Annotated in this window: 22 protein-coding genes and 1 tRNA gene; 13 read left to right on the top strand and 10 right to left on the bottom strand. The window is 72.0% G+C overall.

Annotated elements, in window-relative coordinates:
- Nucleotides 1–168: 168 nt before the first annotated feature.
- Nucleotides 169–1194, top strand: a complete 1026-nt coding sequence (locus IEJ02_RS09195; protein ID WP_191064308.1) for a 6-phosphofructokinase — start codon at nt 169–171, stop codon at nt 1192–1194.
- Nucleotides 1195–1279: 85 nt separating this feature from the next.
- Here IEJ02_RS09195 and IEJ02_RS09200 read toward each other — a convergent pair whose 3' ends face one another.
- On the bottom strand, nt 1280–2164 hold the full coding sequence (locus IEJ02_RS09200) for a universal stress protein (protein ID WP_191064309.1): 885 nt from the start codon (nt 2162–2164) through the stop codon (nt 1280–1282).
- A gap of 371 nt (nt 2165–2535) precedes the next feature.
- Here IEJ02_RS09200 and IEJ02_RS09205 point away from each other — a divergent pair, with 371 nt between their 5' ends.
- The gene (locus IEJ02_RS09205) at nt 2536–3945 is read left to right on the top strand and encodes a DUF6777 domain-containing protein (RefSeq protein WP_191064310.1); all 1410 of its coding nucleotides are present in this window, start codon (nt 2536–2538) and stop codon (nt 3943–3945) included.
- Between the two features lie 105 nt (nt 3946–4050).
- On the opposite strand, the gene IEJ02_RS09210 is transcribed toward IEJ02_RS09205, so the two are convergent.
- The 4 genes from IEJ02_RS09210 to IEJ02_RS09225 all read right to left on the bottom strand — a co-directional run bounded on the left by IEJ02_RS09210 (nt 4051) and on the right by IEJ02_RS09225 (nt 5612).
- Nucleotides 4051–4137 (bottom strand) — tRNA-Ser (locus tag IEJ02_RS09210).
- 69 nt (nt 4138–4206) lie between these two features.
- Nucleotides 4207–4707, bottom strand: coding sequence for a tRNA adenosine(34) deaminase TadA (gene tadA, locus IEJ02_RS09215; RefSeq protein ID WP_191064311.1), 501 nt, complete (start codon nt 4705–4707; stop codon nt 4207–4209).
- A 19-nt stretch (nt 4708–4726) separates the two neighbouring features.
- Entirely contained in the window at nt 4727–5263 is a 537-nt protein-coding gene (locus IEJ02_RS09220) for a tRNA adenosine deaminase-associated protein (protein ID WP_165556255.1), read from the bottom strand.
- Between the two features lie 181 nt (nt 5264–5444).
- Nucleotides 5445–5612, bottom strand: a complete 168-nt coding sequence (locus IEJ02_RS09225) for a hypothetical protein (RefSeq protein ID WP_165556254.1) — start codon at nt 5610–5612, stop codon at nt 5445–5447.
- 179 nt (nt 5613–5791) lie between these two features.
- Between IEJ02_RS09225 and upp the strand changes: the two genes are divergently transcribed.
- The gene (gene upp / locus IEJ02_RS09230) at nt 5792–6427 is read left to right on the top strand and encodes a uracil phosphoribosyltransferase (protein WP_037956795.1); all 636 of its coding nucleotides are present in this window, start codon (nt 5792–5794) and stop codon (nt 6425–6427) included.
- 12 nt (nt 6428–6439) lie between these two features.
- On the opposite strand, the gene IEJ02_RS09235 is transcribed toward upp, so the two are convergent.
- Together IEJ02_RS09235 and IEJ02_RS09240 are read right to left on the bottom strand one after the other, a co-directional pair.
- Nucleotides 6440–7144, bottom strand: a complete 705-nt coding sequence (locus IEJ02_RS09235) for a LytR C-terminal domain-containing protein (protein ID WP_191064312.1) — start codon at nt 7142–7144, stop codon at nt 6440–6442.
- Between the two features lie 132 nt (nt 7145–7276).
- Entirely contained in the window at nt 7277–7576 is a 300-nt protein-coding gene (locus tag IEJ02_RS09240) for a type II toxin-antitoxin system VapB family antitoxin (protein WP_014061825.1), read from the bottom strand.
- A gap of 372 nt (nt 7577–7948) precedes the next feature.
- On the opposite strand from IEJ02_RS09240, the gene IEJ02_RS09245 reads away from it, so the two are divergent.
- On the top strand, nt 7949–9577 hold the full coding sequence (locus tag IEJ02_RS09245; RefSeq protein ID WP_223863631.1) for an SDR family oxidoreductase: 1629 nt from the start codon (nt 7949–7951) through the stop codon (nt 9575–9577).
- Nucleotides 9578–9586: 9 nt separating this feature from the next.
- Here IEJ02_RS09245 and IEJ02_RS09250 read toward each other — a convergent pair whose 3' ends face one another.
- On the bottom strand, nt 9587–10861 hold the full coding sequence (locus IEJ02_RS09250) for a cytochrome P450 (RefSeq protein ID WP_191064313.1): 1275 nt from the start codon (nt 10859–10861) through the stop codon (nt 9587–9589).
- A gap of 209 nt (nt 10862–11070) precedes the next feature.
- Between IEJ02_RS09250 and IEJ02_RS09255 the strand changes: the two genes are divergently transcribed.
- Nucleotides 11071–11484, top strand: coding sequence for a BlaI/MecI/CopY family transcriptional regulator (locus IEJ02_RS09255; RefSeq protein ID WP_020870142.1), 414 nt, complete (start codon nt 11071–11073; stop codon nt 11482–11484).
- A gap of 3 nt (nt 11485–11487) precedes the next feature.
- On the top strand, nt 11488–12435 hold the full coding sequence (locus IEJ02_RS09260; protein WP_191064314.1) for a M56 family metallopeptidase: 948 nt from the start codon (nt 11488–11490) through the stop codon (nt 12433–12435).
- Between the two features lie 114 nt (nt 12436–12549).
- On the opposite strand, the gene IEJ02_RS09265 is transcribed toward IEJ02_RS09260, so the two are convergent.
- Complete coding sequence (locus IEJ02_RS09265; RefSeq protein ID WP_191064315.1) at nt 12550–13005, bottom strand: tellurite resistance TerB family protein; 456 nt, start codon at nt 13003–13005, stop codon at nt 12550–12552.
- 315 nt (nt 13006–13320) lie between these two features.
- Between IEJ02_RS09265 and IEJ02_RS09270 the strand changes: the two genes are divergently transcribed.
- The 7 genes from IEJ02_RS09270 to IEJ02_RS09300 all read left to right on the top strand — a co-directional run bounded on the left by IEJ02_RS09270 (nt 13321) and on the right by IEJ02_RS09300 (nt 22826).
- On the top strand, nt 13321–14415 hold the full coding sequence (locus tag IEJ02_RS09270; protein ID WP_223863633.1) for an acyltransferase family protein: 1095 nt from the start codon (nt 13321–13323) through the stop codon (nt 14413–14415).
- Between the two features lie 188 nt (nt 14416–14603).
- On the top strand, nt 14604–16961 hold the full coding sequence (locus IEJ02_RS09275; protein ID WP_369075642.1) for a terpene synthase family protein: 2358 nt from the start codon (nt 14604–14606) through the stop codon (nt 16959–16961).
- Between the two features lie 285 nt (nt 16962–17246).
- Entirely contained in the window at nt 17247–18671 is a 1425-nt protein-coding gene (locus tag IEJ02_RS09280) for an amidase (RefSeq protein ID WP_191064316.1), read from the top strand.
- Nucleotides 18672–18780: 109 nt separating this feature from the next.
- Nucleotides 18781–20049, top strand: coding sequence for an NAD(P)/FAD-dependent oxidoreductase (locus IEJ02_RS09285; RefSeq protein ID WP_317985766.1), 1269 nt, complete (start codon nt 18781–18783; stop codon nt 20047–20049).
- 94 nt (nt 20050–20143) lie between these two features.
- Nucleotides 20144–20602, top strand: a complete 459-nt coding sequence (locus tag IEJ02_RS09290; RefSeq protein ID WP_191064318.1) for an SRPBCC family protein — start codon at nt 20144–20146, stop codon at nt 20600–20602.
- Between the two features lie 226 nt (nt 20603–20828).
- A complete protein-coding gene (locus tag IEJ02_RS09295; RefSeq protein ID WP_191064319.1) occupies nt 20829–21608 on the top strand; it encodes an IclR family transcriptional regulator in 780 nt (259 codons plus the stop codon).
- Nucleotides 21609–21710: 102 nt separating this feature from the next.
- Nucleotides 21711–22826 carry a PP2C family protein-serine/threonine phosphatase gene (locus tag IEJ02_RS09300; RefSeq protein ID WP_191064320.1) on the top strand — a complete coding sequence of 372 codons (1116 nt, stop codon included), beginning with the start codon at nt 21711–21713 and terminating at the stop codon, nt 22824–22826.
- Nucleotides 22827–22869: 43 nt separating this feature from the next.
- Here the strand turns inward: IEJ02_RS09300 and gdhA are convergent, their stop codons facing one another.
- The gene (gene gdhA, locus IEJ02_RS09305) at nt 22870–24216 is read right to left on the bottom strand and encodes an NADP-specific glutamate dehydrogenase (protein ID WP_191064321.1); all 1347 of its coding nucleotides are present in this window, start codon (nt 24214–24216) and stop codon (nt 22870–22872) included.
- Nucleotides 24217–24385: the final 169 nt, after the last annotated feature.

Genomic DNA, 24385 nt, shown 5'->3' on the forward strand with positions numbered 1-24385 from the left:
ATCAGTCGTATCAGTCGGATGAACACATCGGTGTTGTGGGGACACCCCTACGCCGCTGTGGGCGCCGCGCTACATATGGGTGGATTCTGGAGAAAGAGGGGGTGGCAAGAGTGGTGCCGGAAGGAGCGGCGGCGGCAGCGGCTCGCGCCGCCGGCGGAGGGAGCGGAGATGCGTGTCGGTGTGCTGACCGGCGGCGGTGACTGCCCCGGGCTCAACGCCGCGATCCGCGGCATCGTCCGGAAGGGCGTGGAGGTCCACGGCTTCGAGTTCGTCGGGGTGCGGGACGGCTGGCGCGGCGCGCTCGAAGGAGCCCTCGTGCCGCTGGACGTCCCGGCCGTGCGCGGCATCCTGCCGCGCGGCGGCACCATCCTCGGCTCCTCCCGGACCAACCCCCTGGCCGGCGAGGACGGGGTCGATCGGGTGCGGCGGACGCTCGCCGAGTACGAGGTGGACGCGCTCATCGCGATCGGCGGCGAGGACACGCTCGGCGTCGCCGCGGCGCTGGGGGGCGAGGGCATCCAGGTGGTCGGGGTGCCCAAGACGATCGACAACGATGTGGCGGGCACCGACTACACCTTCGGTTTCGACACCGCCGTCAATATCGCCACCGAGGCGATCGACCGGCTGCACACCACCGCCGAATCCCACACCCGCACCCTGGTGGTCGAGGTCATGGGGCGGCACTCCGGCTGGATCGCCCTGCACTCGGGCATCGCGGGCGGTGCCAACGTCATCCTGATCCCCGAGCAGCCCTTCGACATCGACCAGGTCTGCGCCTGGGTGGAGAACCGCTTCACGATCAGATACGCGCCGATCGTGGTGGTGGCGGAGGGGGCCGTGCCGAAGGCGGGCCAGATGGTGGTCAAGGACTCCAGCCTGGACGAGTTCGGCCATGTCCGGCTGTCCGGCATCGGCGAGTGGCTGTCCCGTGAGATCGCCGATCACACCGGTAAGGAGGCCCGCACCACGGTCCTGGGCCATATCCAGCGCGGTGGGACGCCCAGCGCCTTCGACCGCTGGCTGGCCACCCGCTTCGGGCTGCGGGCGATCGACGCGGTCAAGGACCGGGACTTCGGCACGATGGTGGCGCTGCGCGGCACGGACATCGTGCGGATACCGCTCGCGGAGGCCACGGTGGGCACCAAGGGCGTCGAGCCGGCGCTGTACTCGGAATTCGGGGTGTTCTTCGGCTGAGCGCCTGCGGGCTGCGGGCTCAGGGTGCGGGAGGCGGGTTCGGGGCACGGGGCACGGGGGCTGGCTCAGGGTGTGGGAGGTGGGCTCATGGTCCGGGGTGCGGTACGACCGTCACCGGGCAGTGGGCGTGGTGCAGCACCGCATGGGCCACCGGCCCCAGCCGCAGCTGGGTGGGCCGGGTGGCCGTACGGCGCCCGATCACCAGCAGCCCGGCCCGCTCCGAGGCCCTGACCAGCGCCTCCGCCGGATTGAGCAGAACGACGTCCGGCACCACGGCCACCTCGGGGCAGCCCTCCCGCCACGGCCGCAGGGCGTCGGAGACCACCTGGCTCTCCTGGTCCTCCCACATCGCCCGGTCCTCCTCCAGCACCGTGAGCATCCAGGCCGACGGGGAGGCCGGGGGCAGCGCCCACGCGTGCACCACCCGCAGCGGTACGCCCCGCTCCTGGGCGGCGCGGAACGCGAAGGCGGTCGGCGCGTCCGCCGGGGCGTGGGCGTCGAAGCCGAGCCGCACCTCGTCCGCATCCGTACCGTCCCACCCGGCACCCGTACGGCGCTCCTCCGGGACCGTGACGACGGGACAGTCCGCCATCGCCGCAACCCGCAGCGCCACGGAGCCCACCGCCAGCCCCTCGAAGCCGCCCCAGCCCCGGGCCCCGACCACCAGCAGCCCGGCGCTCGCGGCGGCGGTCAGCAGGGCATCGGCCGGTTCGGCGTCGGTGTGCTCCCCGTCGATCCCGAGCTCCGGAAGGCGCGCCCGGAAGTCGGCCACCGTCTGCCCGAGCATCTGCTCGCCCACGTTCTGCCAGGCGTCCGCCCCGGGCACCGGCGAGACTCTGCGCGGCAGCGGTGGACAGGCGTGCACCAGGCGCAGCGCGACCCCGCGCCGCGCCGCCTCCCGCGCGGCCCACTCGGCCGCCGTAAGGCTGCGCCGGGAGCCGTCGACCCCCGCCACGACAGGGCCGCTCATCCGGTCCTCCTCGGCTGCCGTCCGTCACTCCGGTCCGGAAACTCCGGCTCTTCGCTCCGGTCCGGAAACTCCGGTTCGGAAACTCCGGTCCGTATCTCCTGTCCGTTCTGCTGCCAACTGGAGCACGTCCGTTTAGTCTAGATACGCGACGAAGATCCGACATGATCGGAGGATTCGCCGCGCACAGACCGCGAGGGGTAGTGACCGCCCCCGGTCCGGGTGCACCCCGGGCCGGGGGCGGCTCTGCGAGCGGCGACGGGCAAACGCGGCCCAAGTCCCCCAAAGGTGGGGTGAGATGTCAAGGTTTCGGGGGAAGCGGGGGTGTGCGGAGCGAGCGCAGGATGGGGGCGAGGTAAGGGAAGGAGAGGGAAATGCGCTCGATCTCATGGCACCTCACCTCGCGTCGTTCAGCATTCGTCGTCGGTTTCGTCGTCGTGGTCGCCGTCGTGGTGGTCCTTGGGATGGTCTCCTCCTCCGAAAAGGCATCCGGGGAAGCCTCCAAAGAGGCGCCCGGGGAAGCCCCCGGACACGCCTCGACGGTCGAATACCGGCGGGAACCCGTCGGAAAGACCTCGGTCCCCGCGTTCACCTCCTCCGCCGGCCGGGACCGCAAACACGTGGTCTCGCCCTCCAACGGAGGCCGCGCCTTCCGCGGCAACACCCCCGGTCTCTACGCCGGCGTCCGGAACCGGCAGCCCTGTGACCGGCAGGGCCTGCTCCACGACCTGGACGCCGACAAGCAGAAGGGCGCCGCCTGGAGCAAGGTCCAGCACATCTCGCCCGACGGCGTTTCCGATTTCGTCCAGCGGCTCACGAGCGTCACCCTGCGCTCCGACACCTACGCGAAGACCTACGGCTACCGCGGTGGGGTGAAGCCGGTGTCCGCCGTTCTCCAGGCCGGAACGGCGGTTTTCGTCGATGGGCGCGGTCTGCCCGTCGTGAAGTGCGACTCCGGAAATCCCGTGAAGGTCTCGGCCCCGCCGCGCCACGCCAAGCCGACCTTCACCGGGCCCGAGTGGAACGGTTTCTCCCGGAGCACGGTGACCGTCATCCGGCCGGCCACGAAGAACGTCAAACACCTCGTGCTGGTGGGGATCGGCAAGGCCGAGCTGCTGAAGCGCCCGCTCGGTGACGGCGACGGCAGCGGCGACCCGCGGGACACGGTGCTGGCCCGCGCCGACTATCCCTCGTTCCTGGCGATGCCGGGCGAGCAGCACGCCCCGCGGCTGCGGGAGGCGCCGAAGGTCACCCTGAAGCCGTCCGACCGGTTCACCCCGCTGGAGACCGAGCGCCCTTCCGGGACCCCCTCGCAGCAGTCGCAGCCCTCCGACGAGCCGACGGACCCGAATCAGCAGCAGCCCCAGGACCAGCCCTCGGACCCCGGCCAGCAACCGCAGGACCAGCCGCAGGATCAGCCGTCGGACCCCGGCCAGCAGCAGCCGCAGGATCAGCCGTCGGACCCCGGCCAGCAGCAGCCGCAGGATCAGCCCTCGGACCCGGGCCAGCAGCAGCCGCAGGACCAGCCCCAGCAGCAGCCGCAGCCCCCGCCGAACCAGCCCCCGCCGAACCAGCCCCCTCCGAATCAGCCGCCCCCGAACCAGCCCCCGCCGAACCCGCCTCCGCCGCCGCAGCCCCCGCCGAACCAGCCCCCGCCCAACCAACCGCCTCCGAACCAGCCCCCGCCCCAACAGCCCCAGCCCGACCCGAATCAGCAGCAGCAACCCCAGCCCGACCCCAACCAGCAGCAGCCCCCGCAGCAACCGCCCCCGTCCGGCCCCTGACGGGAACGGCCCCGGCACAACCGGCGCACACAAACCGGAACAACACCCGCGCACACAAAGACGTAGGGCCCGGCTCGCGATGAGCCGGGCCCTACGTTCTTCGAGCGGTAGCGGTGGGATTTGAACCCACGGAGGAGTTGCCCCCTCACGCGCTTTCGAGGCGCGCTCCTTCGGCCGCTCGGACACGCTACCGAGGGAGAGCCTAGCGGACGGGTGGCCGGGAACCGAAATCGGTTCCGGGACCGGCCCGTGCGGCGGGGCTCAGGACGTGCGGAAGAAGGCGGTGAGGGGGGCCGCGCACGCCTCCGCCAGGACGCCCGCGATGACCTCGGGGCGGTGGTTGAGGCGGCGGTCGCGGACCACGTCCCAGAGGGAGCCGACCGCGCCCGCCTTCTCGTCCACGGCGCCGTAGACCAGCCGGTCCAGGCGGGACAGGACGATCGCGCCGGCGCACATCGTGCACGGCTCCAGGGTGACCACCAGGGTGCAGCCGGTCAGCCGCCAGCCGCCGAGGTGGTGGGCGGCGGCTCGGAGGGCGAGGACCTCGGCGTGGGCCGTGGGGTCGCCATGGGCCTCGCGCTCGTTGCGGCCGCGGCCGAGCACCGAGCCGTCCGGGCCCAGCACGACGGCGCCGACCGGCACATCTCCCGTCTCGGGTGCCCGCACCGCCTCCTCCAGCGCCAGGCGCATCGGCTCGCGCCAGGGATCGCGGAGGGGGTCGGGGTCGGGGCCGGGCAGGAGGCCGGTCAGCGGATCGGTCATGACATCAGTGTGGCGGCGGTCAGCGCACCGCCTCCAGCCCCTCCATGCTGCACCCCAGCATCTCGGCGATCGATTCGAGGGCGTCCCCGTCGAGGGCCTTCAGCTCCTTCTCGTCCATGCCGAGGTCGGCCAGGATGTCGGCGTCGCCGAGCGGGCCGATCGGGACCGGGGCGTCGTCCGCGTCCTCGTCATCCCGGTCCGGCTCGCCGTCCTCGGTGCCGTCCAGGTCGACCAGGCTGTCCAGATCGTCGTCGGGGTCCCGGCCGAGCAGCTCGTCGGTGAGCATCGAGCCGTACGAGGTGCGGGCGGCCGCTGCCGCGTCCGATACATAGATGTGCGGGTCGTCCTCGCCGTCCACGCGGACGACGCCGAACCACGCGTCTTCGTGCTCGATGAAGGCCAATACCGTGTCGTCGTCCTTGGAGGCCAGACGGGCCAGTTCGATCAAGTCCGTCAGGGTTTCCACGTCATCGAGCTCTGTGTCGCTCGCTTCCCACCCTTCTGCGGTGCGCGCGAGCAATGCGGCGAAGTACACCGTGACTCTCCCACTGGTCATAGGCGTGCCGGGGGCGGGCGGGACAGTGTCCCGCCCCAATCGGAATCGTGGCAGAAACCGTCGCTTCGCGAGAGGTCTTCCACGCTGCGTCGTGCACCAGTCCAAAGAGATGTGGCTCACGCGGACGGAATCGAAACGCGCGGAAACCGTCTCCGGCGGTTCGGCGGAAGCTCACCAGGGCTCACCAGGAGAACGTCCGCATGTGTATCGCCCGGCGCATCCGGGCCGCGCGGGCCTGCCGGGGACGCACCTGGTTCCGTACCGCCCGGGCCTCGTTCAGCGCGCGCAGGAAGCGGTCGCGACGGCGGCGGCGGTCCGCGGCGGTTTCCATCGCGGTCGCGTCGGCCATGGTCACATCACTCCTCGGGGCCGAGGTGTCGCCCGGTGGAGGTCCGGGCGCTGTTGCCCACTTTCCCCCGAATCGGCGGTTTGATGCCAGTACGGCGGCAGACGGTCGAGCGCGGGGAGGCGCACGGAGGGCGTCACCGGCGGGAGCCGGGCTCCGGGGGCTCGGTTAGTGTCGTTGCCATGCGGATCCACGTCGTCGACCACCCGCTGGTGGCGCACAAACTCACCACGCTGCGCGACAAGCGCACCGACTCCCCCACCTTCCGGCGGCTCGCCGACGAGCTGGTGACCCTGCTCGCGTACGAGGCCACGCGCGATGTGCGCACCGAGCAGGTCGACATCGAGACCCCGGTGACGGCCACGACCGGGGTACGGCTGTCCCATCCGCGCCCCATGGTCGTGCCGATCCTGCGGGCCGGTCTCGGGATGCTCGACGGCATGGTGCGGCTGCTGCCCACCGCCGAGGTCGGCTTCCTGGGCATGATCCGCGACGAGGAGACGCTCCAGGCGTCCACCTACGCCACCCGGATGCCCGAGGACCTCTCCGGCCGTCAGGTCTACGTCCTGGACCCGATGCTCGCCACCGGCGGGACGCTCGTCGCGGCGATCAGGGAGCTGATATCGCGGGGCGCCGACGACGTGACCGCGCTGTGTCTGCTGGCGGCGCCCCAGGGCGTCGAGCTCATGGAGCGCGAGCTGGCGGGCGCGCCGGTGACGGTGGTCACCTCGTCCGTTGACGAGCGGCTCAACGAGCAGGGCTACATCGTGCCGGGCCTCGGCGACGCGGGCGACCGGATGTACGGCACCGCGGGCTGAGCTCCACCCGGCTCATCGGCGGCAGGGCGATCCGGAGGGCGCGGGCGAGGGCTTGGCCAGGGCGGCCAGCGCCTTGTCGGCGTCCTTCTGCTTGACCAGGTCCTTGAAACCGTTGCCGATGATCAGGTCGATGTCCTTGCCGTCGCGCGCGTCGTTCTTGGTCTGGGCGTCGGCGAGCTGCGTGCCGAGCACATTGAAGGCCCCGTCACCGGCGCCGGGGGCGCCGAGCAGTATCCCGGTGGCCTTGACCTTCTTGTCGTACTGGGTCGGGGCGTTGCCCACCTTTCCGATCTTGAAGCCGCGCTTCTCCAGCTCCTTGGCGGTGTCCTTGGCGAGGCCGGAGCGCGTGGTCGCGTTGTAGACGTTGACCGTGATCTGGGAGGGCTTCGGCGGCTTCCCGCCCGTACGGCCGTGCTGACCGCCCTGGCCGCCCTGCCCGCTGTCGGACCGGCCGGACTTGGCGTTCTCGTCGGGGTGCTTGTCGCCGCGCGGGCAGTCCCCGGTGCCGTGCGCCGCGCGGACCTTCTGGCCGCCGCTGTCGCCGGAGAAGACGTCGATGAGCTGAAGTGTTCCCCATCCGACCAGGCCGAGCGCCAGAACCGAGCCGAAGGCGGTGAACACCAGCCGCCGGCGGCTCCGGGGCCGGCTCATCCGCGGGTAGCGATCGCCCGTAATGCGGTACTTTCCGCCCATGCCGGGAGGGGTCAGCATGCTCATGTGCGCAGCGTAGTGCGGCCAGGTGGCGATGCCTACTAAATGATCAATGGTTGGTGCTCAGACCAACCCGAAAGGGCCAACACGGATCGGAAGTCGATCAACGGCGATCGGTCATCGGGGGCGGGAGCGCGGTCAGCCCTCGAGCTCCAGGACGCGCGCGTGCAGCACCTGGCGCTGCTGGAGCGCGGCGCGCACCGCCCGGTGCAGCCCGTCCTCCAGATAGAGGTCGCCCTGCCATTTCACGACATGGGCGAAGAGGTCCCCGTAGAACGTGGAGTCCTCGGCGAGCAGCGTCTCCAGGTCGAGCTGCTGCTTCGTCGTGACCAACTGGTCAAGACGTACCGGGCGTGGGGCGACATCCGCCCACTGGCGGGTGCTTTCCCGGCCGTGGTCGGGATAGGGCCGACCGTTTCCGATGCGCTTGAAGATCACACGGAAAGCCTACCGGGCAAGCCCCTCCCGGCGCAGCCAAGGCGCCCGAGTGCCGGGCCGGAGCCGCGTCCCGCCGCACGCGGCCGCGCTTCGGTCGCACTCGAAAAATTGGAAAAAATGCTCGAAAGGGACTAGGCGCTCATGGGGGTCAGGAGTAACGTAAATAACAGCCTGCGGGGCGAGCGAGGGAGCTCGACCGGAGAGGCGCTCAGGACAGAGGACGTAAGTCCCCCGAGAGCGTCTTCTAGATGGTCGGGCTGAGAGGCTCGAAGGTCGGGGAGACCGGAGAGCGACCTCCAACACCTGATACGGACAATGCCGCCGAAGGGAGCCCACCTCGCAGGTTTCGTCGTGCCCGCGCACCATGGCCTCATGGCCGTTCCCCAGCGCCCGCCGGGCCCTTACGGTGCGCCGGAGCCGCGCCGCGAGCGTTCCCCGGAGCCGCATCGCGAGCGTTCGCCGGAGCCGCGCCGCTGTCTGGTCACCGGCGCCACCGGCTATATCGGCGGCAGGCTGGTCCCCGAGCTGCTGGCCGCCGGGCATCAGGTGCGCTGCGTGGCCCGCTCGCCCGGGAAGCTGCGCGACCAGCCCTGGGCGGGGCGGGTGGAGACCGTACGCGGCGATGTGACCGACGAGGAGTCCGTGGGCGCCGCCATGGAGGGCGTGGACGTCGCGTACTACCTGGTCCACGCGCTGGGCACCGGATCCGGCTTCGAGGAGACCGACCGCCGCGCCGCCCGGATCTTCGGCGCGCGGGCCCGCGCCGCCGGGGTGCGCCGGATCGTCTACCTCGGCGGGCTGACCCCGGAGGGCGTCCCCGAGGGCGCGCTCTCGCCCCATCTGCGGTCCCGGGCCGAGGTGGGCCGGGTGCTGCTGGACTCCGGGGTGCCGACGGCCGTGCTGCGGGCCGGGGTGATCATCGGCTCGGGCTCGGCCTCGTTCGAGATGCTGCGCTATCTCACCGAGCGGCTGCCGGTGATGGTGACGCCCCGCTGGGTGCGCACCCGCACCCAGCCCATCGCCGTCCGCGATGTGCTGCGGCTGCTGGTGGGCTGCGCCACGCTGCCGGACGAGGTGCACCGGGCCTTCGACATCGGCGGCCCCGACGTCCTCACCTACCGCGCCATGATGCGGCGGTACGCGCGGGTGACCGGGTTGCGGCGGCGGCTGATCGTGCCCGTGCCGGTGCTCACCCCCGGTCTGTCCAGTCTGTGGGTCGGCCTGGTCACCCCCGTACCCGGCGCCATCGCCCGCCCGCTGGTGGAGTCGCTGCGCCATGAAGTGGTCTGCGCCGAACGGGACATCACCCGCCATGTGCCGGACCCGCCGGGCGGGCCGCTCGGCGTGGACCGGGCGCTGGAGCTGGCCCTGCGGCGGATCCGCGACGCGGAGGTGGCCACCCGCTGGTCCTCCGCCGCCACCCCCGGCGCGCCCAGCGATCCGCTGCCCACCGACCCCGACTGGGCGGGCGGCAGCCTCTACCAGGACCGCCGCGAGCGCGCGGTGGACGCCTCGCCGGGAGACGTCTGGCGGGTGGTGGAGGGGATCGGCGGTGAGAACGGGTGGTACTCGCTGCCGCTCGCCTGGGCGCTGCGCGGCTGGATCGACACCCTGGCGGGCGGCGTCGGGCTGCGCCGGGGCCGCCGGGACGCGGCGCGGCTCATAGTGGGGGACAGCCTCGACTTCTGGCGGGTGGAGGAGGTGCTGCCGCCCCGGCTGCTGCGGCTGCGCGCCGAGATGCGGCTGCCGGGCCTGGCCTGGCTGGAGATGGTGGTCGCGCCGGACGGGCGGGGTGGGGCGGTGTACCGGCAGCGGGCGCTGTTCCATCCGCGCGGTCTCGCCGGGCATCTGTACTGGTGGTCGGTCGCGCCGTGGCACGCGCTCGTCTTCGGCGGGATGGCCCGGAACATCGCCGCCCGGGCCGAGAGGGGCGCGGCCGGGACGGGCAGGGGTGGGAAGGACGCGGCCGGGACGAGAGCGTCCGCGTTCCGCGCCCGGTGAACCCCGCCGTCACCGGGACCCGTTCGGGGATCTGTTCGGGGAGCCTTTCGGGAGCAGCCCCTCGAACGCGAGCGGCAGATGCCGCGGTCCGCGCAGTACCGCGTTCCGCCGATAGGTCGGCGGGTCCTCCAGCAGCCGGGGCTCGTCCAGCCGACGGGCCAGCTCGGTCAGCGCGATCTGCGCCTCGAGCCGGGCCAGCGGGGCGCCGAAACAGCTGTGGACGCCGCTGCCGAAGCCGAGGTGCTGGTTGTCCCGGCGCTGCGGATCGAACCGGTCGGGGTCGGGGAACCGCTGCGGATCGCGGTTGCCCGAGGCCAGCAGCAGCCAGACGGACGCCCCCCGGGGGATGGTCACGCCCGCGATGTCGATGTCCGAGAGCGGGGTGCGCTGGGGGAGCATCTGCACCGGCGGATCGAACCGCAGCAGCTCCTCCACCAGCGGCACGACCAGATGGGGATCCGTGCGCAGCCGGGCGAGCACATCGGGGTTGCGCAGCAGGGTCAGCATCCCGTTGGTGATCAGGTTGACGGTGGTCTCGTGCCCCGCCACCAGCAGCAGCGCCGCGGTGCTCAGCAGCTCCACCCGGCTCATCCGCCCCTCCGGGCCGTCCCCGTTGACCAGGGCCGAGAGCATGTCGTCGCCGGGTGCGCGGCGTCGCTCCTCGATCAGCTCGGACAGATACGCCGCCAGCTCCGTACGGGCCTGCCGGGCGATCCGCCCCCGCTCGGCGGCGTCCGCCTCCGAGTCGGGGTCCAGACTGGCGGCGAGGGTGTCGGCCCAGGCGTGGAAGCGCGGCTCGTCCTCCCGATCCACCCCGAGCAGCCGGCAGATCACGGTCACCGGGAAGGGGTAGGAGAAGTGGTCGACGAGATCGATCCGGTCCCGCCCCTCGAAGCCGTCGATCAGCTCGCCGACGATACGGGTGAGTTCCCCGCGCATCTCGTGGAGCCGGCGCGGGGTGTGCGGCGGGCCGAAGGGCGCCGTCGCGAGCCGGCGCAGCCGGTCGTGCTCGGGCGGGTCCAGCTTCAGGAAGCTGGGCGGCAGCCCCGGGTCGTCCTCCTCGGGCAGCTCCGAGGCGGCCCGGGGGTCCAGGTTGCGCGCGTCGGAGCTGAGCCGGGGGTCGTGCAGCAGACCGTGGATCTCCCAGTAGGTGGAGACGATGTACGGCCCCTCCTCGTCGTGCACCACGGGCGTCTTGCGCAGCTCGGCGTAGATCGGGTACGGGTCGGCACGATGGGCGTAGTCGGTGATCTGCCGTACGAGCGAGCCCTGCGTCTGCGTCATGGCTGAGTGCGTTCCTTCGTCGGGGTCGTCCCCCTGCTCAGCATCGGTGAGGCGGCCCGGGCCCGCGCGTACAGCCAGGCCAAAGGGGCGAACGCGCGGCGGGGGCCGAGCCAGGGGGGACGGCGCGGCCCGGCGAGGGAGGTGGCGGCCCGTCGCTCGCTACGATGGAGCGCCGCGCGCCGGGCGCGTGCGGTGGGGAAGGAGACGGTGTGACGGACCACGACCGGACCGGCGGGCCCGGCTGGCCCCGCCGCCCCCGTCGGCGTGGCCAGGGCGAACTGGAGGCGCAGGTGCTCGCGGCGCTGAGCCGGGCGCCGGGGCCGGTGACCGCCGCATGGGTGCAGGAGCGGATCGAGGGCGAGCTCGCCTACACCACGGTCATGACCATCCTGTCCCGGCTGCACGCCAAACAGGCCGTGACCCGCGAGCGCGCGGGCCGCTCCTTCGTCTGGCGCGCGGCGTCGGACGAGGCGGGGCTCGCGGCGCTGCGGATGCGCCGGGTGCTGGACGGCCAGGACGACCGCGAGGCGGTCCTGGCCAGCTTTGTGACCGGGCTGACCCAGGACGACGAGCGGCTGCTGCGCGACCTGCTGAGCGACGTGGCGGAGGAGCCGGAGGACTGACCGATGGGTGTCTTCGTCTTCCTCCCGCTGGTTCTGCCCCTGACGGCGCTGCCGATCGCCCGGCTCGCCGAGCAACATCTCCATCCGCGCACCGCCACCCGGCTGCTGACGCTCGTCGGCACCGTCCTCGCGGTGTGCTCCACCCTGTGCCTGGGGCTGCTGATGGTCGTCGGCACGGCGCAGCTGCCCGGCAATCCGCTGCCGGACAGCTGGTCGGACCCCGAGGTACGGGCGGCGGTGCCCTATGACGTGGTGGCCGGGAAGGCGGCGATCGGCGCGCTGGCGGCGGTGGCCGTGTCCTGCACGGCCACCTGTCTGCGTCACGGCCGGGTGCGGCGGGACGCCCGGCTCGCGCTCGCCGGGCTGCCGGAGTCGCCGGTCGCGGTGCTGCCGGACGACAGGGCGTACGCGTACGCCCTGCCCGGGACCTCCGGGCGAACGGGGACGCCGGGCCGGATCGTCGTCTCCACCGGGATGCTGGACAGCCTCAGCGCCCGCGAGCGGCGGGCCCTGATCGCGCATGAGCGCGCCCATCTGACCGCGCACCACCACCGCTATCTGCTGGCCGCGCGGCTCGCGGCGCGGGCCAACCCGCTGCTGCGGCCGCTGCGGACCGCGGTGGACTACTGCGCCGAGCGCTGGGCGGACGAGGAGGCGGCCCGGGAGGTCGGCGACCGCCGGGTCACGGCGCGGGCGGTCGGCAAGGCCGCCCTGGTCTCCCGGGGCGCGCCGGGGCCGGCGCTCGCCGGGTTCGCCGCGCCGGGGCCGGTGCCGCGCAGGGTCGCGGCACTGCTGGAGCCGGTGGAGCCGTCCCGGCACTGGCCGCCGACATGGACGGCGGCGGGGCTGGCCCTGTGGATCGCGGCGGTGGGCACCGCCGCGTCCGCGCTGTCCTCGGCGAACGCGGCGGTCGCCCTGGTCCTCGTCCTGCACGCCGCGACCCCGCTGTAGCTCCAGGTCGCGCCCTTACGGATCGCGTGGCCGCCTTACGGCTGCGGCTTACGGCTGCGGCTTATGGCTGCGGCTTGTTGCTTCCGGGCCGCCTTACGGCTTGTACGCCTCGCCTTACAGGTCGAACTCGGCCGGCGGGAGCTCCAGGGTGAAGCACGCCTCGCGGACCATGGCCTGCTCGGTCTTGTCGAAGTCGCCGTCCGCGCCACCGATGACGATGCCGATCTGGATCACGGCGCGCGCCTCGGCGGGCTTCTTCTTGGCCTTGGCGACCTCCTGCATCACGCTCACCTTGCCGAAGTCGAAGTCGGTGGTGAGCTTGTTGACGTACTCGTTGAAGCGGCGCTGCAGATCGTCGGCCGGGAAGTTCTGCAGCACCTCGTTGGTGGCGATCAGCTGGGCGACGCGCTGCCGCTCGGACGGGTCGACCGAGCCGTCCGCCGCCGCCACCAGGGCGCACATCGCCATGCTCGCGTCGCGGAAGGCGCCGCTCTTCAAGTCGTTCTTCTTCGCGACGAGCTGCGTCTGCATCGTCTGGGCGGACTCCCTGATGCGGTCCCACAGGGCCATGGCCAGTCACACTCCATAGGGTCGTTAGGATCTACAGTTGTGTAGAAGCTAGCAGGCGGGGTCGGTCAAGGCAGGGCGGATCGGCCCCTCTTCATCACTCTGTGAACTGACCGGAGAGGTAAAGAAGTTCCCAAGTTGAGGAGGTGACGGATGCGCTGGGCTGGGCGTAAACCCTTGTACGCGAGAGCTGAGCCTTTTGGGGCGTGGACTCGCGAGCGCCACTATGGTGCGTGGAATGTTCCACTCCGCAACCCTCCGCCTAAACCTGAAAAGAGGCAGGATTTTCCCCGCACGGTTCACGGGAGGGCGTATGTGATGAACGTCTCGTCCTTACTGCCGACATTGCCCGCGCGGCGCGCACCGGCGTCCACGCCCCCCGAGGCGGCACCGGCTCCGTCCCCCACGCCGAAACAACGTGACGCGTTCTTCGACAACGCCAAATACCTGGCGATCGTGCTGGTCGCCATGGGGCACGCGTGGGAGCCCCTGCGAGACGGCAGCAGAGCGGCATCCGCGCTCTATATGACCGTCTATACGTTCCATATGCCGGCGTTCATTCTCATCTCCGGGTACTTCTCGCGGAATTTCGATCTCCGGCCGGACCGGCTCAAGCGTCTGATCACGGGTGTCGCCGTCCCGTACGTCCTCTTCGAGGTCGCGTACACCTTCTTCAAGCGGTGGGCTGACGACGACCCGTCCTATCCGGTCAGTCTGCTCGACCCCTGGTATCTGACCTGGTTCCTGATCGCGCTGTTCGTCTGGCGGCTGACCACGCCGCTGTGGCGGATCGTGCGGTGGCCGGTGGCGCTGGCCCTCACCATCGCCGCACTCGCCGTCTGTTCACCGAATATCGGTGACGACCTCGACCTGCAGCGGGTGCTGCAGTTCCTGCCCTTCTTCGTGCTGGGGCTGCACCTGCGGCCGGAGCACTTCCGGATGGTGCGGCGGCGCGAGGTCAGATGGCTGTCGGTACCGGTGGTGGCCGCCGCGGTGGTCTTCGCCTACTGGGCCGTGCCGCGGATGAACCCGGCGTGGTTCTACCGCCGGGACAGCGCGCAGGAGCTCGGTGCGCCGTGGTGGGTCGGGACGGTCATGACGTTCGCCCTCTTCGGCTGCTCCATGGTGCTCACCGTCTGCTTCCTCGCCTGGGTGCCCCGGCGCCGGATGTGGTTCACGGTGCTCGGCGCCGGGACGCTGTACGGCTATCTGCTGCACGGCTTCCTCGCCAAGGGCTCCCGCTTCTGGGACTGGTACGACCACCCGTGGCTGCACCGGCCGCTGGGGGAGATGGTGGTGACGGCGGTGGCGGTGGCCGTGGTGACCGCCTTGTGCACGCCGCCCGTCCAGCGGGCGTTCCGGTTCGCGATGGAGCCGAGGATGGAATGGGCCTTCCGGAGACGCGACGGATGATCCCCGCACTCGACCGGCGCCCCTTGTCAGGGGTACGCGGCAAGGGGCGCCGGTCACGGGGGCGCATTTGTGTGACTAATGGGGCTGTCGGATAAGCCAGTTGCGGTCTGGGTAGCCCGTAGCGGACCCCAGCCCGTAGCCGGACGACGGCCACGGGCCACCGTCGCACGAGAGGTGCCGGCCCCGCAGTGACACAGCCCTTTCAACTCCCCGACTTCTACATGCCGTATCCGGCGCGGCTGAACCCCCATGTCCAGGAGGCACGGGAGCACTCCACCCGGTGGGCCCGCGAGCGGGGCATGCTCGAGGGCTCGGGGATCTGGGAGCAGGAGGATCTCGACGCCCACGACTACGCCCTGCTGTGCGCGTACACCCACCCCGACTGCTCCGGCGCGGAGCTCTCGCTGGTCACCGACTGGTATGTGTGGGTGTTCTTCTTCGACGACCACTTCCTGGAGACGTTCAAGCGCTCCCAGGACCGTGTGGCCGGTAAGGCGTATCTCGACCGGCTGCCCGCCTTCATGCCGATGGACCCGGCCGCCGGGACCCCGGAGCCCACCAACCCGGTCGAGGCGGGGCTCGCGGATCTGTGGGCGCGGACGGTGCCCTCGATGTCGCCGGACTGGCGGGCGCGGTTCCGGGAGAGCACCGAGAACCTGCTCAACGAATCGCTCTGGGAACTCTCCAACATCAACATCGACCGGGTCCCCAATCCGGTCGAGTACATCGAGATGCGCCGTAAGGTCGGCGGCGCGCCCTGGTCGGCCGGGCTGGTGGAGCACGCCGTCGGGGCCGAGGTGCCCGCGGTGATCGCCGGGGCGCGGCCGATGCGGGTGCTGCGGGACGCCTTCGCGGACGCGGTGCACCTGCGCAACGACCTGTTCTCGTACCAGCGGGAGATCGAGGACGAGGGTGAGCTCAGCAATGGCGTCCTGGTCCTGGAGACGTTCCTGTGCTGCACCACCCAGGAGGCGGCCGACTCCGTCAACGAACTGCTCACCTCACGGCTGCAGCAGTTCGAGGACACCGCGCTCACCGAGCTCGGCCCGCTCTTCGCCGAGCACGGCCTGGACCCTGCCGCCTGCGCGGGGGTCCTCGCCTACGTCAAGGGGCTCCAGGACTGGCAGTCCGGCGGCCATGAGTGGCATATGCGCTCCAGCCGGTACATGAACGGCGCGCACGCGAACGGCCCTGACGGCGCGCAGGATGCGGACGGCCCGGACAAGGCCCCGGCGTGGTCGCCCTTCGCGCTCAGCGGCCTCGGCACCTCCGCGGCGAGCCTGCCGCTGACCACGGGCCGTGCGGAGGCGGCCCGGACCCGCAGGTTCAGCCATGTCCCGTTCCAGCGGACCGGGCCGTCCCTGCTGCCGGACTTCTTCATGCCGTTCACCCTCCGGCTCAATCGGCATCTGCCCACCGCCCGCGACCACCTGCTCGCCTGGGCACACCGGATGGGCATCCTCGGACCGCAGCCCGGCATCCCGCATGCGCACGTCTGGGACGAGCGGCGGATGCTCGCCGCCGACCTCCCGCTGTGCGCCGCCGGCATCCACCCGGACGGCTCCCTGGACGAGCTCGATCTGGCGTCGGGCTGGCTGGCCTGGGGCACCTACGCGGACGACTACTACCCGGCGGTCTTCGGCCGCACCCACGACCTGGTCGGGGCCCGGGCCTGCAACGCCCGGCTCGGGGCGTTCATGCCGCTCGACGCGGGCCCCACCCCGGCCCCGGCGAACGCGCTGGAGCGGTCGCTGGCCGACCTGTGGAGCCGTACGGCGGGCCCGATGACGGACCCGGCGCGCCGTGAACTCCGTAAGGCCGTTGAGAACATGACCGCCAGCTGGCTGTGGGAGCTGGCCAACCACACGAAGAACCGGATCCCCGACCCGGTCGACTACATCGAGATGCGCCGGCACACCTTCGGCTCCGACCTCACCATGAGCCTGTGCCGACTGGCGCGCGGGCGGCGGGTGCCGCCCGAGATCTACCGCAGCGGCCCGGTCCGGTCGCTGGAGAACGCCGCCATGGACTACGCGACGCTGCTGAACGACGTCTTCTCGTACCAGAAGGAGATCGAGTTCGAGGGCGAGGTCCACAACGGCGTCCTCGTCGTCCAGAACTTCTTCGACTGCGACTATCCGGCCGGGGTCGCCGTCGTGAACGATCTGATGACGTCCCGGATGCGGCAGTTCCAGCATGTCGCGGCGCATGAGTTCCCGGTGCTGTACGACGACTTCGGCCTGGGGCCGGAGGCCCGTAAGGCGATGGACGGCTATGTGGAGGAGCTGCGCGACTGGATGTCCGGGATCCTGAACTGGCACCGCGAGGTCCCGCGCTACCGGGAGGAGGAGCTGCTCCGCGCCCAGCGGCGGCCGGTGGGGGCCGAGGCCGGGTCCGCGACGGGCGCCGGGGGCGATGCGGGGGCGTGGCCGGTGGCCCCGTGGCACGGGCCCACCGGGCTCGGCACCTCGGCCGCGCGGGTTCCGGTGCCGGCCGGAGCGGCCGGAGCGGCCGGAGCCGCCGGAGCCGCCGGAGCGCGTCCGTAGCCGGCGGCCGCTGACCGCGCGGGGGCGCTGGCGGTCAATGTGCTGGTGGCGGGCGCCGTGACGGCGCTCTCCCCCCGCCCGGCCGCTTCCCCGACCATGGAGTCCGCCCTTGGGGCCCATGAGGACCGTGAGCGCCATAGGGACCATGGGGCCCCATAGGGACCATGGGCACCATAGGGACTGTGAGCTCCGTAAGGACCACGAGTTCCGTAAGGACCACGAGCCCCGTCAAGACCGTGGTTCGAAGACCCGCGCAGCGAAGACCACCGAGGAAGGCGAGCGACCGTGACGACGACGGACGACGATCTCTGCTTCAGGACCGCACTGGACCTCAGCGCGCTGCTGCGCTCCCGCGAGCTGTCCGCACGCGAGCTGCTCGAGGCCCATCTGGCCCGTATCGAACGGGTCAACCCGGCCGTCAACGCGATCGTCACCCTCGTCGCGGACCGTGCCCGCGAGGCCGCCCAGCAGGCCGATGAGCGGATCGCGGCGGGGGAGGAGCTCGGGCCGCTGCACGGGCTGCCCATCGCCCACAAGGACACCCACAACACCGCGGGCATCCGCACCAGCCATGGCTCACCGCTCGCCGATGGCGTGCCCGACCAGGACGATCTGCTGATCGAGCGGATACGGGCCGCCGGGGCGATCACCATCGGCAAGACCAACGTGCCCGAGTTCGCGGCCGGTTCGCACACCTTCAACCCCGTCTTCGGCGCCACCCACAACCCACACGACCTGGGTCGCAGCGCGGGCGGCAGCAGCGGGGGCGCGGCGGCCGCGCTGGCCTCCGGCATGATCCCGATCGCGGACGGCAGCGACACCGGCGGCTCGCTGCGCAACCCGGCCTCGTTCTGCAACGTCGTCGGGCTGCGCCCGTCGCCCGGGCGCGTCCCCTCCTGGCCCGCCGCGAACGCCTGGAGCACCCTCGGCGTCAAGGGGCCACTGGCCCGCACGGTGGCGGACACCGCCCTGCTGCTGTCCGCCATCGCCGGACCCGACGCGCGGTCGCCGATCGCCCTGGAGGAGCCCGGCGCCCGCTTCGCCCGCCCGCTGGACCGCGATCTGACGGGGCTGCGGGTGGCCTGGTCGCCGGATCTCGGCGGGCTGGTGCCGGTGGAGCCCGAGGTGGCCGCGGTGGTCGAGTCGGCGGCGGAGGTCTTCACCGGCCTCGGCTGCGTCGTGGAGCGGGCCTGCCCGGACCTGACCGGGGCCGATGAGGTCTTCCGTACGCTGCGCGCCTCGATCTTCGAGGTCGCCTTCGGCGCGCTCATGGACCGTCACCCCGACGGGCTGAAGCGGGCGATCCGGGAGAACGCCGAGGAGGGGCGCAAGCTCACCGGGCCGGACATCGGCCGCGCGGAGGTGCTGCACACCCTGCTCTACCACCGGGTCCGGGAGTTCTTCGGCCGCTATGACGTGCTGCTGCTGCCGGTGAGCCAGGTGGTGCCGTTCGACGTCGGCATCGAGTACCCGACCGAGATCGCCGGGGTGGCCATGGACGACTATCTGGACTGGATGCGCTCGGCGTACCTGGTCAGCTCGACCGGCAGTCCCGCGCTGTCCGTACCGGCCGGGTTCACGCCCGGCGGGCTTCCCGTCGGGGTGCAGATCGTCGGGCCGCACCGGGCGGACTTCGCGGTCCTCCAGGTCGGCCACGCCTTCGAGCAGGCCACCGGCCACTGGCGGCGGCGCCCGGCGGGTATCGAGTAGCGCACACCGCCGGATAATCCGTGCCGTCGCGCATCAGAGTGAACGGGACCGGGTAGTGCCCCGGCGACCACCGGCGCTGATGAGCGGAGGAGCCATGTGGAGCGCATCCGTGCCCACTGCCACCGGTCCGTCCCGCCCACCGCGCAGCGCCGTCGTCGTCGGCGCGGGCATGGTCGGCCTCGCCACCGCCTGGTCGCTGCGGAACCACGGGGTCGAGGTCACCGTCGTGGAACGGCGCCACCCCGCGGCCGGGGCGTCCTGGGGGAACGCCGGGTGGCTGTCCCCGGCCCTGACGCTGCCGCTGCCCGAACCGGCGGCGCTCCGCTACGGGCTGCGCAGCCTGGTCTCCCCCGAGTCGCCCGTCTACATCCCGCCCCGGCCCGACCCCCGGCTCGCCCGCTTCCTGCTCACCTTCACCCGGAACTGCACCCCGCGCCGCTGGCGGGTCCTGGCCGCCACCTTCGCCACGCTGAACCGCCATGCGCTGGACGCGTACGACGCGCTCGCGGCGGACGGCGTCGCCGAGCCGACCCGGCCCGCCGAACCCTGTCTGATCGCCTTCCGCACCGCGGCCGAGCGCGCCGCGATGGTCGAGGAGCTGGAGCACGCCCGCGCGGCCGGTTTCCGAATCGCGTACGAGCAGGTCGACGGGGACCGGGCCCGTGCGCTGGAGCCCGCGCTCGGCGACGGCATCGGCGCGGCCGTGGAACTCCACGGCCAGCGCTATCTCAACCCCGGGAACTTCGTCCGGGCCCTCGCCGACGCGGTGCGCGAGCGCGGCGGCGAGATCCTGGAGCGGACGGAGGTGTCCGGTATCCGGGACCTCGGGCCGGCGGGCGTGGCCGTCACCACCTCCGGGGGCCAACTCCGCGCGGACGTCGCCGTCGTGGCCACCGGCGCCTGGCTGGACCCGCTGGTCCGCCCGTTCGGGGTCCGGGTACCGGTCCAGGCCGGACGCGGCTACAGCTTCAGCGTCCCGGCCGAGGGCGCCCCCACCCGTCCCACCTATCTGGCCGCCCAGAAGGTCGTCTGCACCCCGCTGGGCGAGGGCCGGGTGCGGGTCGCCGGAATGATGGAGCTGGCCCCCGCGGACCGGCCGGTGGACCCGCGCCGCATACAGGCGATCATCGCGGCGGCCCGCCCGCTGCTGCGGGGCATCGACTGGGAGGCCCGTACGGACACCTGGGTCGGCGCCCGCCCCTGCACCCCGGACGGACTGCCGCTGGTCGGCCCGACCGGCTCGCCGCGCGTCTACGTCAACGGCGGGCACGGCATGTGGGGCGTGGCGCTCGGCCCGCTCAGCGGACGGCTGCTGGCCGATGCCATCGCGACCGGCACCTCCCCGGCCGAGCTGGCCCCGCTGCACCCGCTGCGCTGATCAGCCCCTGCCCCCCCGCCCGTGCATGTTTCGGCTCGGCGGTCCCGGAAACCCGCCGTGGTGAGCGACGCGACAACGTCGAAAGGAGTCACCGATGAGCACCGTGCGGGAGTCCGTCGAGGTTGGGGTTCCGCTCCACACCGCGTACAACCAGTGGACTCAGTTCACCGAGTTCCCGAGGTTCATGGAAGGCGTGGACCAGGTCACCCAGGTGGACGATCGCCATAACCACTGGGCGACCTCCATTGCCGGTGTGCACCGGGAGTTCGACACCGAGATCGTGGATCAGCTCCCCGATGAGCGCATCGCCTGGCGCACCACCTCCGGTGATGTCCAGCAGCAGGGCCTGGTCACCTTCGAGCCCGTGGACGAGCGCCACACCCGGGTCAATCTGGCGATGGTCTTCGAGCCGAGCGGGATGGCGGAGAAGGCCGCGGACATGACCGGGACGCTCGACCGGCGGGTGAAGGGCGACCTGCGGAGGTTCAAGGACTTCATCGAGCATCGCGGTGAGGCGGAAGGCGCCTGGCGCGGCCGGATCTCCCCCGGCTGACCGCGGTGCACCGAACCGATCCGCACCGAATCGATCCGCACCGATCCGCACCGATCCGAACCGAACCAATCCACAAGCCGCGAAGGCACGTCCGCGAGGACAAGTCCGCAAGCCCGCGAGGGCGCCGACCACGCCGGTCGGCGCCCTCGCGCGCGTCTCCGTGGGATCGGATCGCGAGAGAGATCAGATCTTGCTCATCCGGTCACACCAGGAGCAAGCTTGACATATGGGTGCTCAAACGGCGCCTACACTGATCTCATCCGTTCAGCGGGCTTTCCGGCTGATGGAGGCAGTGGGCGCACATGAGGGCGGTGCGCCGGCCAAGCGGCTCGCCCGGGAGACCGGGCTGCCGCTGGCGACCACGTACCACCTGCTGCGGACGATGGCCCACGAAGGCTATGTGTCCCGGCTGGACGACGGCGGCTTCGTGATCGGCGACAGGCTGCGCGCCCTCCAGGTCGGCAGCCGTGAGCAGACGATGCTCGCCCGGGTCCGGCCCGCCCTGGCCGCGCTGCGCGACGAGCTCTCCGCCGCCGCGTACCTCACCTTCTACGACGAGGGCGAGATCCGGATCGCGGACATCGTCGATGGCCCGCAGGCGCCCAGGGTCGATCTGTGGGTCGGGTGCGAGGACGCCGGGCACGCCACGGCGCTGGGCAAATGCGTGCTGCGCGAACTGGACGACGAGGCCCGCCGCGACTATCTCTCCCGCCATCCGCTCGTCGACCTCACCCCGCGCACCGTCACCCGCTCCGACGACCTGCTGCGCCGCCTGGACTCCCCGACCGGAAGCCCCCTGGTGGCGGACCTGGAGGAGTACGCCCTGGGCACGGTCTGCTTCGCGGTGCCGATCTACTGCGGGGGCCGGCTCGGCTCGCTCGGCATCTCGCTGCGGGCGGACCGGCTGGCCCGGCTGGCGGAGGCGGATCCGCACCGTGAGCTGTTCCGGACCCGCCTGGTGCCGACGGCGAGCCGGGTGAGCAGGAACCTCTCGCTCACTATCTGAAAACGCGGGCCTTGCCGAACCTATCGAATCGCTGTTTCTCTGGAGGAAACGGACACCTCCGGTATCACTTGCCCCCGTGGAGAGAGAGCAGCGAAGCAGGTCATGTTCCCGGCCCGACTCCGCCCGTACGACTCGGACCAGCCGGACGGTACTGGGCTCATAGCCCCCGCGGTCCCCGTCCTCATCATCTGTGGTGTGGCCCTGCTCGCCCTCGTGACCTCCGAGGGGCTGGCCTGGCTGCCACTGCTCGCCGTCGGCCCGGCGCTCGCCGCCGCCCACTCCGGACCGTATGGGGTGATCCGGATCGGGGTGCTCGCCGTGGCGGTGGGCGCGCTGCTGGGGACCCAGGGCGATGAATCGGTGCGCACCCAGGCGATCATCCTGGCCACGCCCGCCGCCGTGGCCCTGGCGAGCTGTGGGGCCAGCGCCATGCGCAGACGCCGTGAGCAGGTCCTCGCCGCCGTCCGCTCGGTCGCCGAGGCCGCCCAGAACGCCCTGCTCACACCGGTGCCCGCCCGGGTCGGCCAGTTCCAGGTGGCGGTCCGCTACAGCGCCGCCGCCGCGGAGGCACGGGTGGGGGGCGATCTCTATGCCCTGCTGCCCACCCCGCACGGGGTCCGGCTGATCGTCGGCGACGTACGCGGCAAGGGGCTGCCCGCGGTGAGCACCGCCGCGCTGGTGCTCGGCGTCTTCCGCGAGGCCGCCTACGACGAGCCCAACCTGCTCGACGTCGTCGCCAGGATCGAGCGCAGCCTGTCCCGCAACCTGGCGCCCGACGACTTCGTCACCGCCGTGGTCGCCGGATACCCCAGTGAGGGCCGTATGGAGCTCGTCAACTGCGGACACGCCCCGCCGCTGCTGGTCGGCGAGGCCGGGGTCATCGCCGTCGAGCCCACCCGCCCGGCCCCGCCGCTCGGCCTGGCCTCCCTGGGCGGCGAACTGCCGAGCCTCCAGGTGGTGCCGTTCGCCGAGGGCGACCAGCTGCTGCTCTACACCGACGGGGTCATCGAGGCGCGGGACCGCGGCCGGAAGTACTTCCCGCTGCTGGAACGGGTGCCGCGGCACATCTGCGACGAGCCGTCCCGCACCCTCGCCTCGCTCCACGACGAGCTGCTGTCCCACGTGGGCGGCCGGCTCCACGACGACGCGGCGCTGCTGCTGCTCCGCAAGCCGGTGCTGGACGCGGTGCGCAGGGTGGCGGATACGCCGTCGACGTGACCCGTGGCCGGTGCGGCCCGCTCGGCGCCTCCGGCGGATCGGCTCAGACGACGCCCTGGGCGGCCATCGCCTCCGCCACCCGGACGAATCCGGCGGCGTTCGCGCCCAGGGCGTAGTCGTCGGGGGAGCAGCCGTAGCGGTCGGCGGTGGCCCGGCACAGGGTGTGGACCTCGGTCATGACGGCGGCGAGGCGGGCCTCGGTCTGGGCGAAGGTCCAGCGCTCGCGGGAGGCGTTCTGCTGCATCTCCAGCGCGGAGGTGGCCACGCCGCCCGCGTTGGCGGCCTTACCGGGGCCGAAGAGCACATCGGCCTCCCGGAAGATCTCGATCGCCGCCGGGGTGCAGGGCATGTTGGCGCCCTCGGCCACGGCCAGTACACCGTTCTTGACCAGGGCGATCGCGCTCTGCTCGGTCAGCTCGTTCTGGGTCGCGCAGGGCAGCGCCACCTCGCAGGGCAGCTCGAAGACCGAGCCGCGGCCGGAGAAGACGGCGCCCGGCTTGGCGTCGGCATAGGCGGCGATCCGCTGCCGCCGTACCTCCTTGATCTCCTTGAGCAGCGCGAGGTCGATGCCGTCCGGGTCGACCACATGGCCGGAGGAGTCGGAGCAGGCCACCACCCGGCCGCCCAGGGCGTGGACCTTCTCGATGGCGTAGAGGGCCACATTGCCGGACCCGGAGACGACGACCGTAAGGCCGTCGAGTTCCCTCTTGCGGGTGCGCAGCATCTCCTGGACGAAGTGGACGGTGCCGTACCCCGTGGCCTCGGTACGCGCGGGTGAACCGCCCCAGGAGACCGGCTTACCGGTCAGCACCCCGGCCTCGAAGCGATTGGTCAGCCGCTTGTACTGGCCGAAGAGATAGCCGATCTCGCGGGCGCCCACTCCGATGTCCCCGGCCGGCACGTCGGTGTGCTCGCCCAGGTGGCGGTGGAGCTCGGTCATGAAGGACTGGCAGAACCGCATGACCTCGCCGTCCGAGCGCCCCTTGGGGTCGAAGTCCGCACCGCCCTTGCCCCCGCCGATGGCGAGGCCGGTCAGCGCGTTCTTGAAGATCTGCTCGAAGCCGAGGAACTTCACGATGCCCAGATCGACGCTGGGGTGGAAGCGCAAGCCGCCCTTGTAGGGGCCCAGCGCGCTGTTGAACTCCACCCGGAAGCCGCGGTTGACCTGGACCTCGCCGTCGTCGTCCACCCACGGCACCCGGAAGACGAGCTGCCGCTCCGGCTCGCACAGCCGCTCCACGATCCGGGCCTCCAGATACTCCGGATGCGCGCCGAGCACGGGGGCGAGGGCCGGCAGCACCTCGCGCGCCGCCTGGTGGAACTCGGACTCCCCGGGGTTGCGGTGCACGATCTGTGCGTAGACGGCCTCGATACGGGCGCTGACATCCATGGGTGCCTGGTGCCTCTCTGTGGGCTTCTGTCTCATATACCGGTCTTGTGGGGGTCCAGGATCTTGTCCCCGGCGGGGTTCGCCACGGCGGCGCGCCCGGGGAGTCGCCCGCGAACCGGTAAGACCGGGGAGGGGCCGGGGCGGATCGGGGGAGGACCGGGGAAGACCT

It is taken from the genome of Streptomyces sp. 5-10 (assembly GCF_014712245.1).
GTDB classification, from domain to species: Bacteria; Actinomycetota; Actinomycetes; order Streptomycetales; family Streptomycetaceae; genus Streptomyces; species Streptomyces violaceusniger.

Coding starts and splice junctions, on each gene's coding strand:
- IEJ02_RS09195 (WP_191064308.1), top strand. CDS start 169: ATGCGTGTCGGTGTGCTGACCGGCGGCGGTGACTGCCCCGGGCTCAAC.
- IEJ02_RS09200 (WP_191064309.1), bottom strand. CDS start 2,164: ATGAGCGGCCCTGTCGTGGCGGGGGTCGACGGCTCCCGGCGCAGCCTT.
- IEJ02_RS09205 (WP_191064310.1), top strand. CDS start 2,536: ATGCGCTCGATCTCATGGCACCTCACCTCGCGTCGTTCAGCATTCGTC.
- tadA (WP_191064311.1), bottom strand. CDS start 4,707: ATGACCGATCCGCTGACCGGCCTCCTGCCCGGCCCCGACCCCGACCCC.
- IEJ02_RS09220 (WP_165556255.1), bottom strand. CDS start 5,263: ATGACCAGTGGGAGAGTCACGGTGTACTTCGCCGCATTGCTCGCGCGC.
- IEJ02_RS09225 (WP_165556254.1), bottom strand. CDS start 5,612: ATGGCCGACGCGACCGCGATGGAAACCGCCGCGGACCGCCGCCGCCGT.
- upp (WP_037956795.1), top strand. CDS start 5,792: ATGCGGATCCACGTCGTCGACCACCCGCTGGTGGCGCACAAACTCACC.
- IEJ02_RS09235 (WP_191064312.1), bottom strand. CDS start 7,144: ATGAGCATGCTGACCCCTCCCGGCATGGGCGGAAAGTACCGCATTACG.
- IEJ02_RS09245 (WP_223863631.1), top strand. CDS start 7,949: ATGGCCGTTCCCCAGCGCCCGCCGGGCCCTTACGGTGCGCCGGAGCCG.
- IEJ02_RS09250 (WP_191064313.1), bottom strand. CDS start 10,861: ATGACGCAGACGCAGGGCTCGCTCGTACGGCAGATCACCGACTACGCC.
- IEJ02_RS09260 (WP_191064314.1), top strand. CDS start 11,488: ATGGGTGTCTTCGTCTTCCTCCCGCTGGTTCTGCCCCTGACGGCGCTG.
- IEJ02_RS09265 (WP_191064315.1), bottom strand. CDS start 13,005: ATGGCCCTGTGGGACCGCATCAGGGAGTCCGCCCAGACGATGCAGACG.
- IEJ02_RS09270 (WP_223863633.1), top strand. CDS start 13,321: ATGAACGTCTCGTCCTTACTGCCGACATTGCCCGCGCGGCGCGCACCG.
- IEJ02_RS09290 (WP_191064318.1), top strand. CDS start 20,144: ATGAGCACCGTGCGGGAGTCCGTCGAGGTTGGGGTTCCGCTCCACACC.
- IEJ02_RS09295 (WP_191064319.1), top strand. CDS start 20,829: ATGGGTGCTCAAACGGCGCCTACACTGATCTCATCCGTTCAGCGGGCT.
- IEJ02_RS09300 (WP_191064320.1), top strand. CDS start 21,711: ATGTTCCCGGCCCGACTCCGCCCGTACGACTCGGACCAGCCGGACGGT.
- gdhA (WP_191064321.1), bottom strand. CDS start 24,216: ATGGATGTCAGCGCCCGTATCGAGGCCGTCTACGCACAGATCGTGCAC.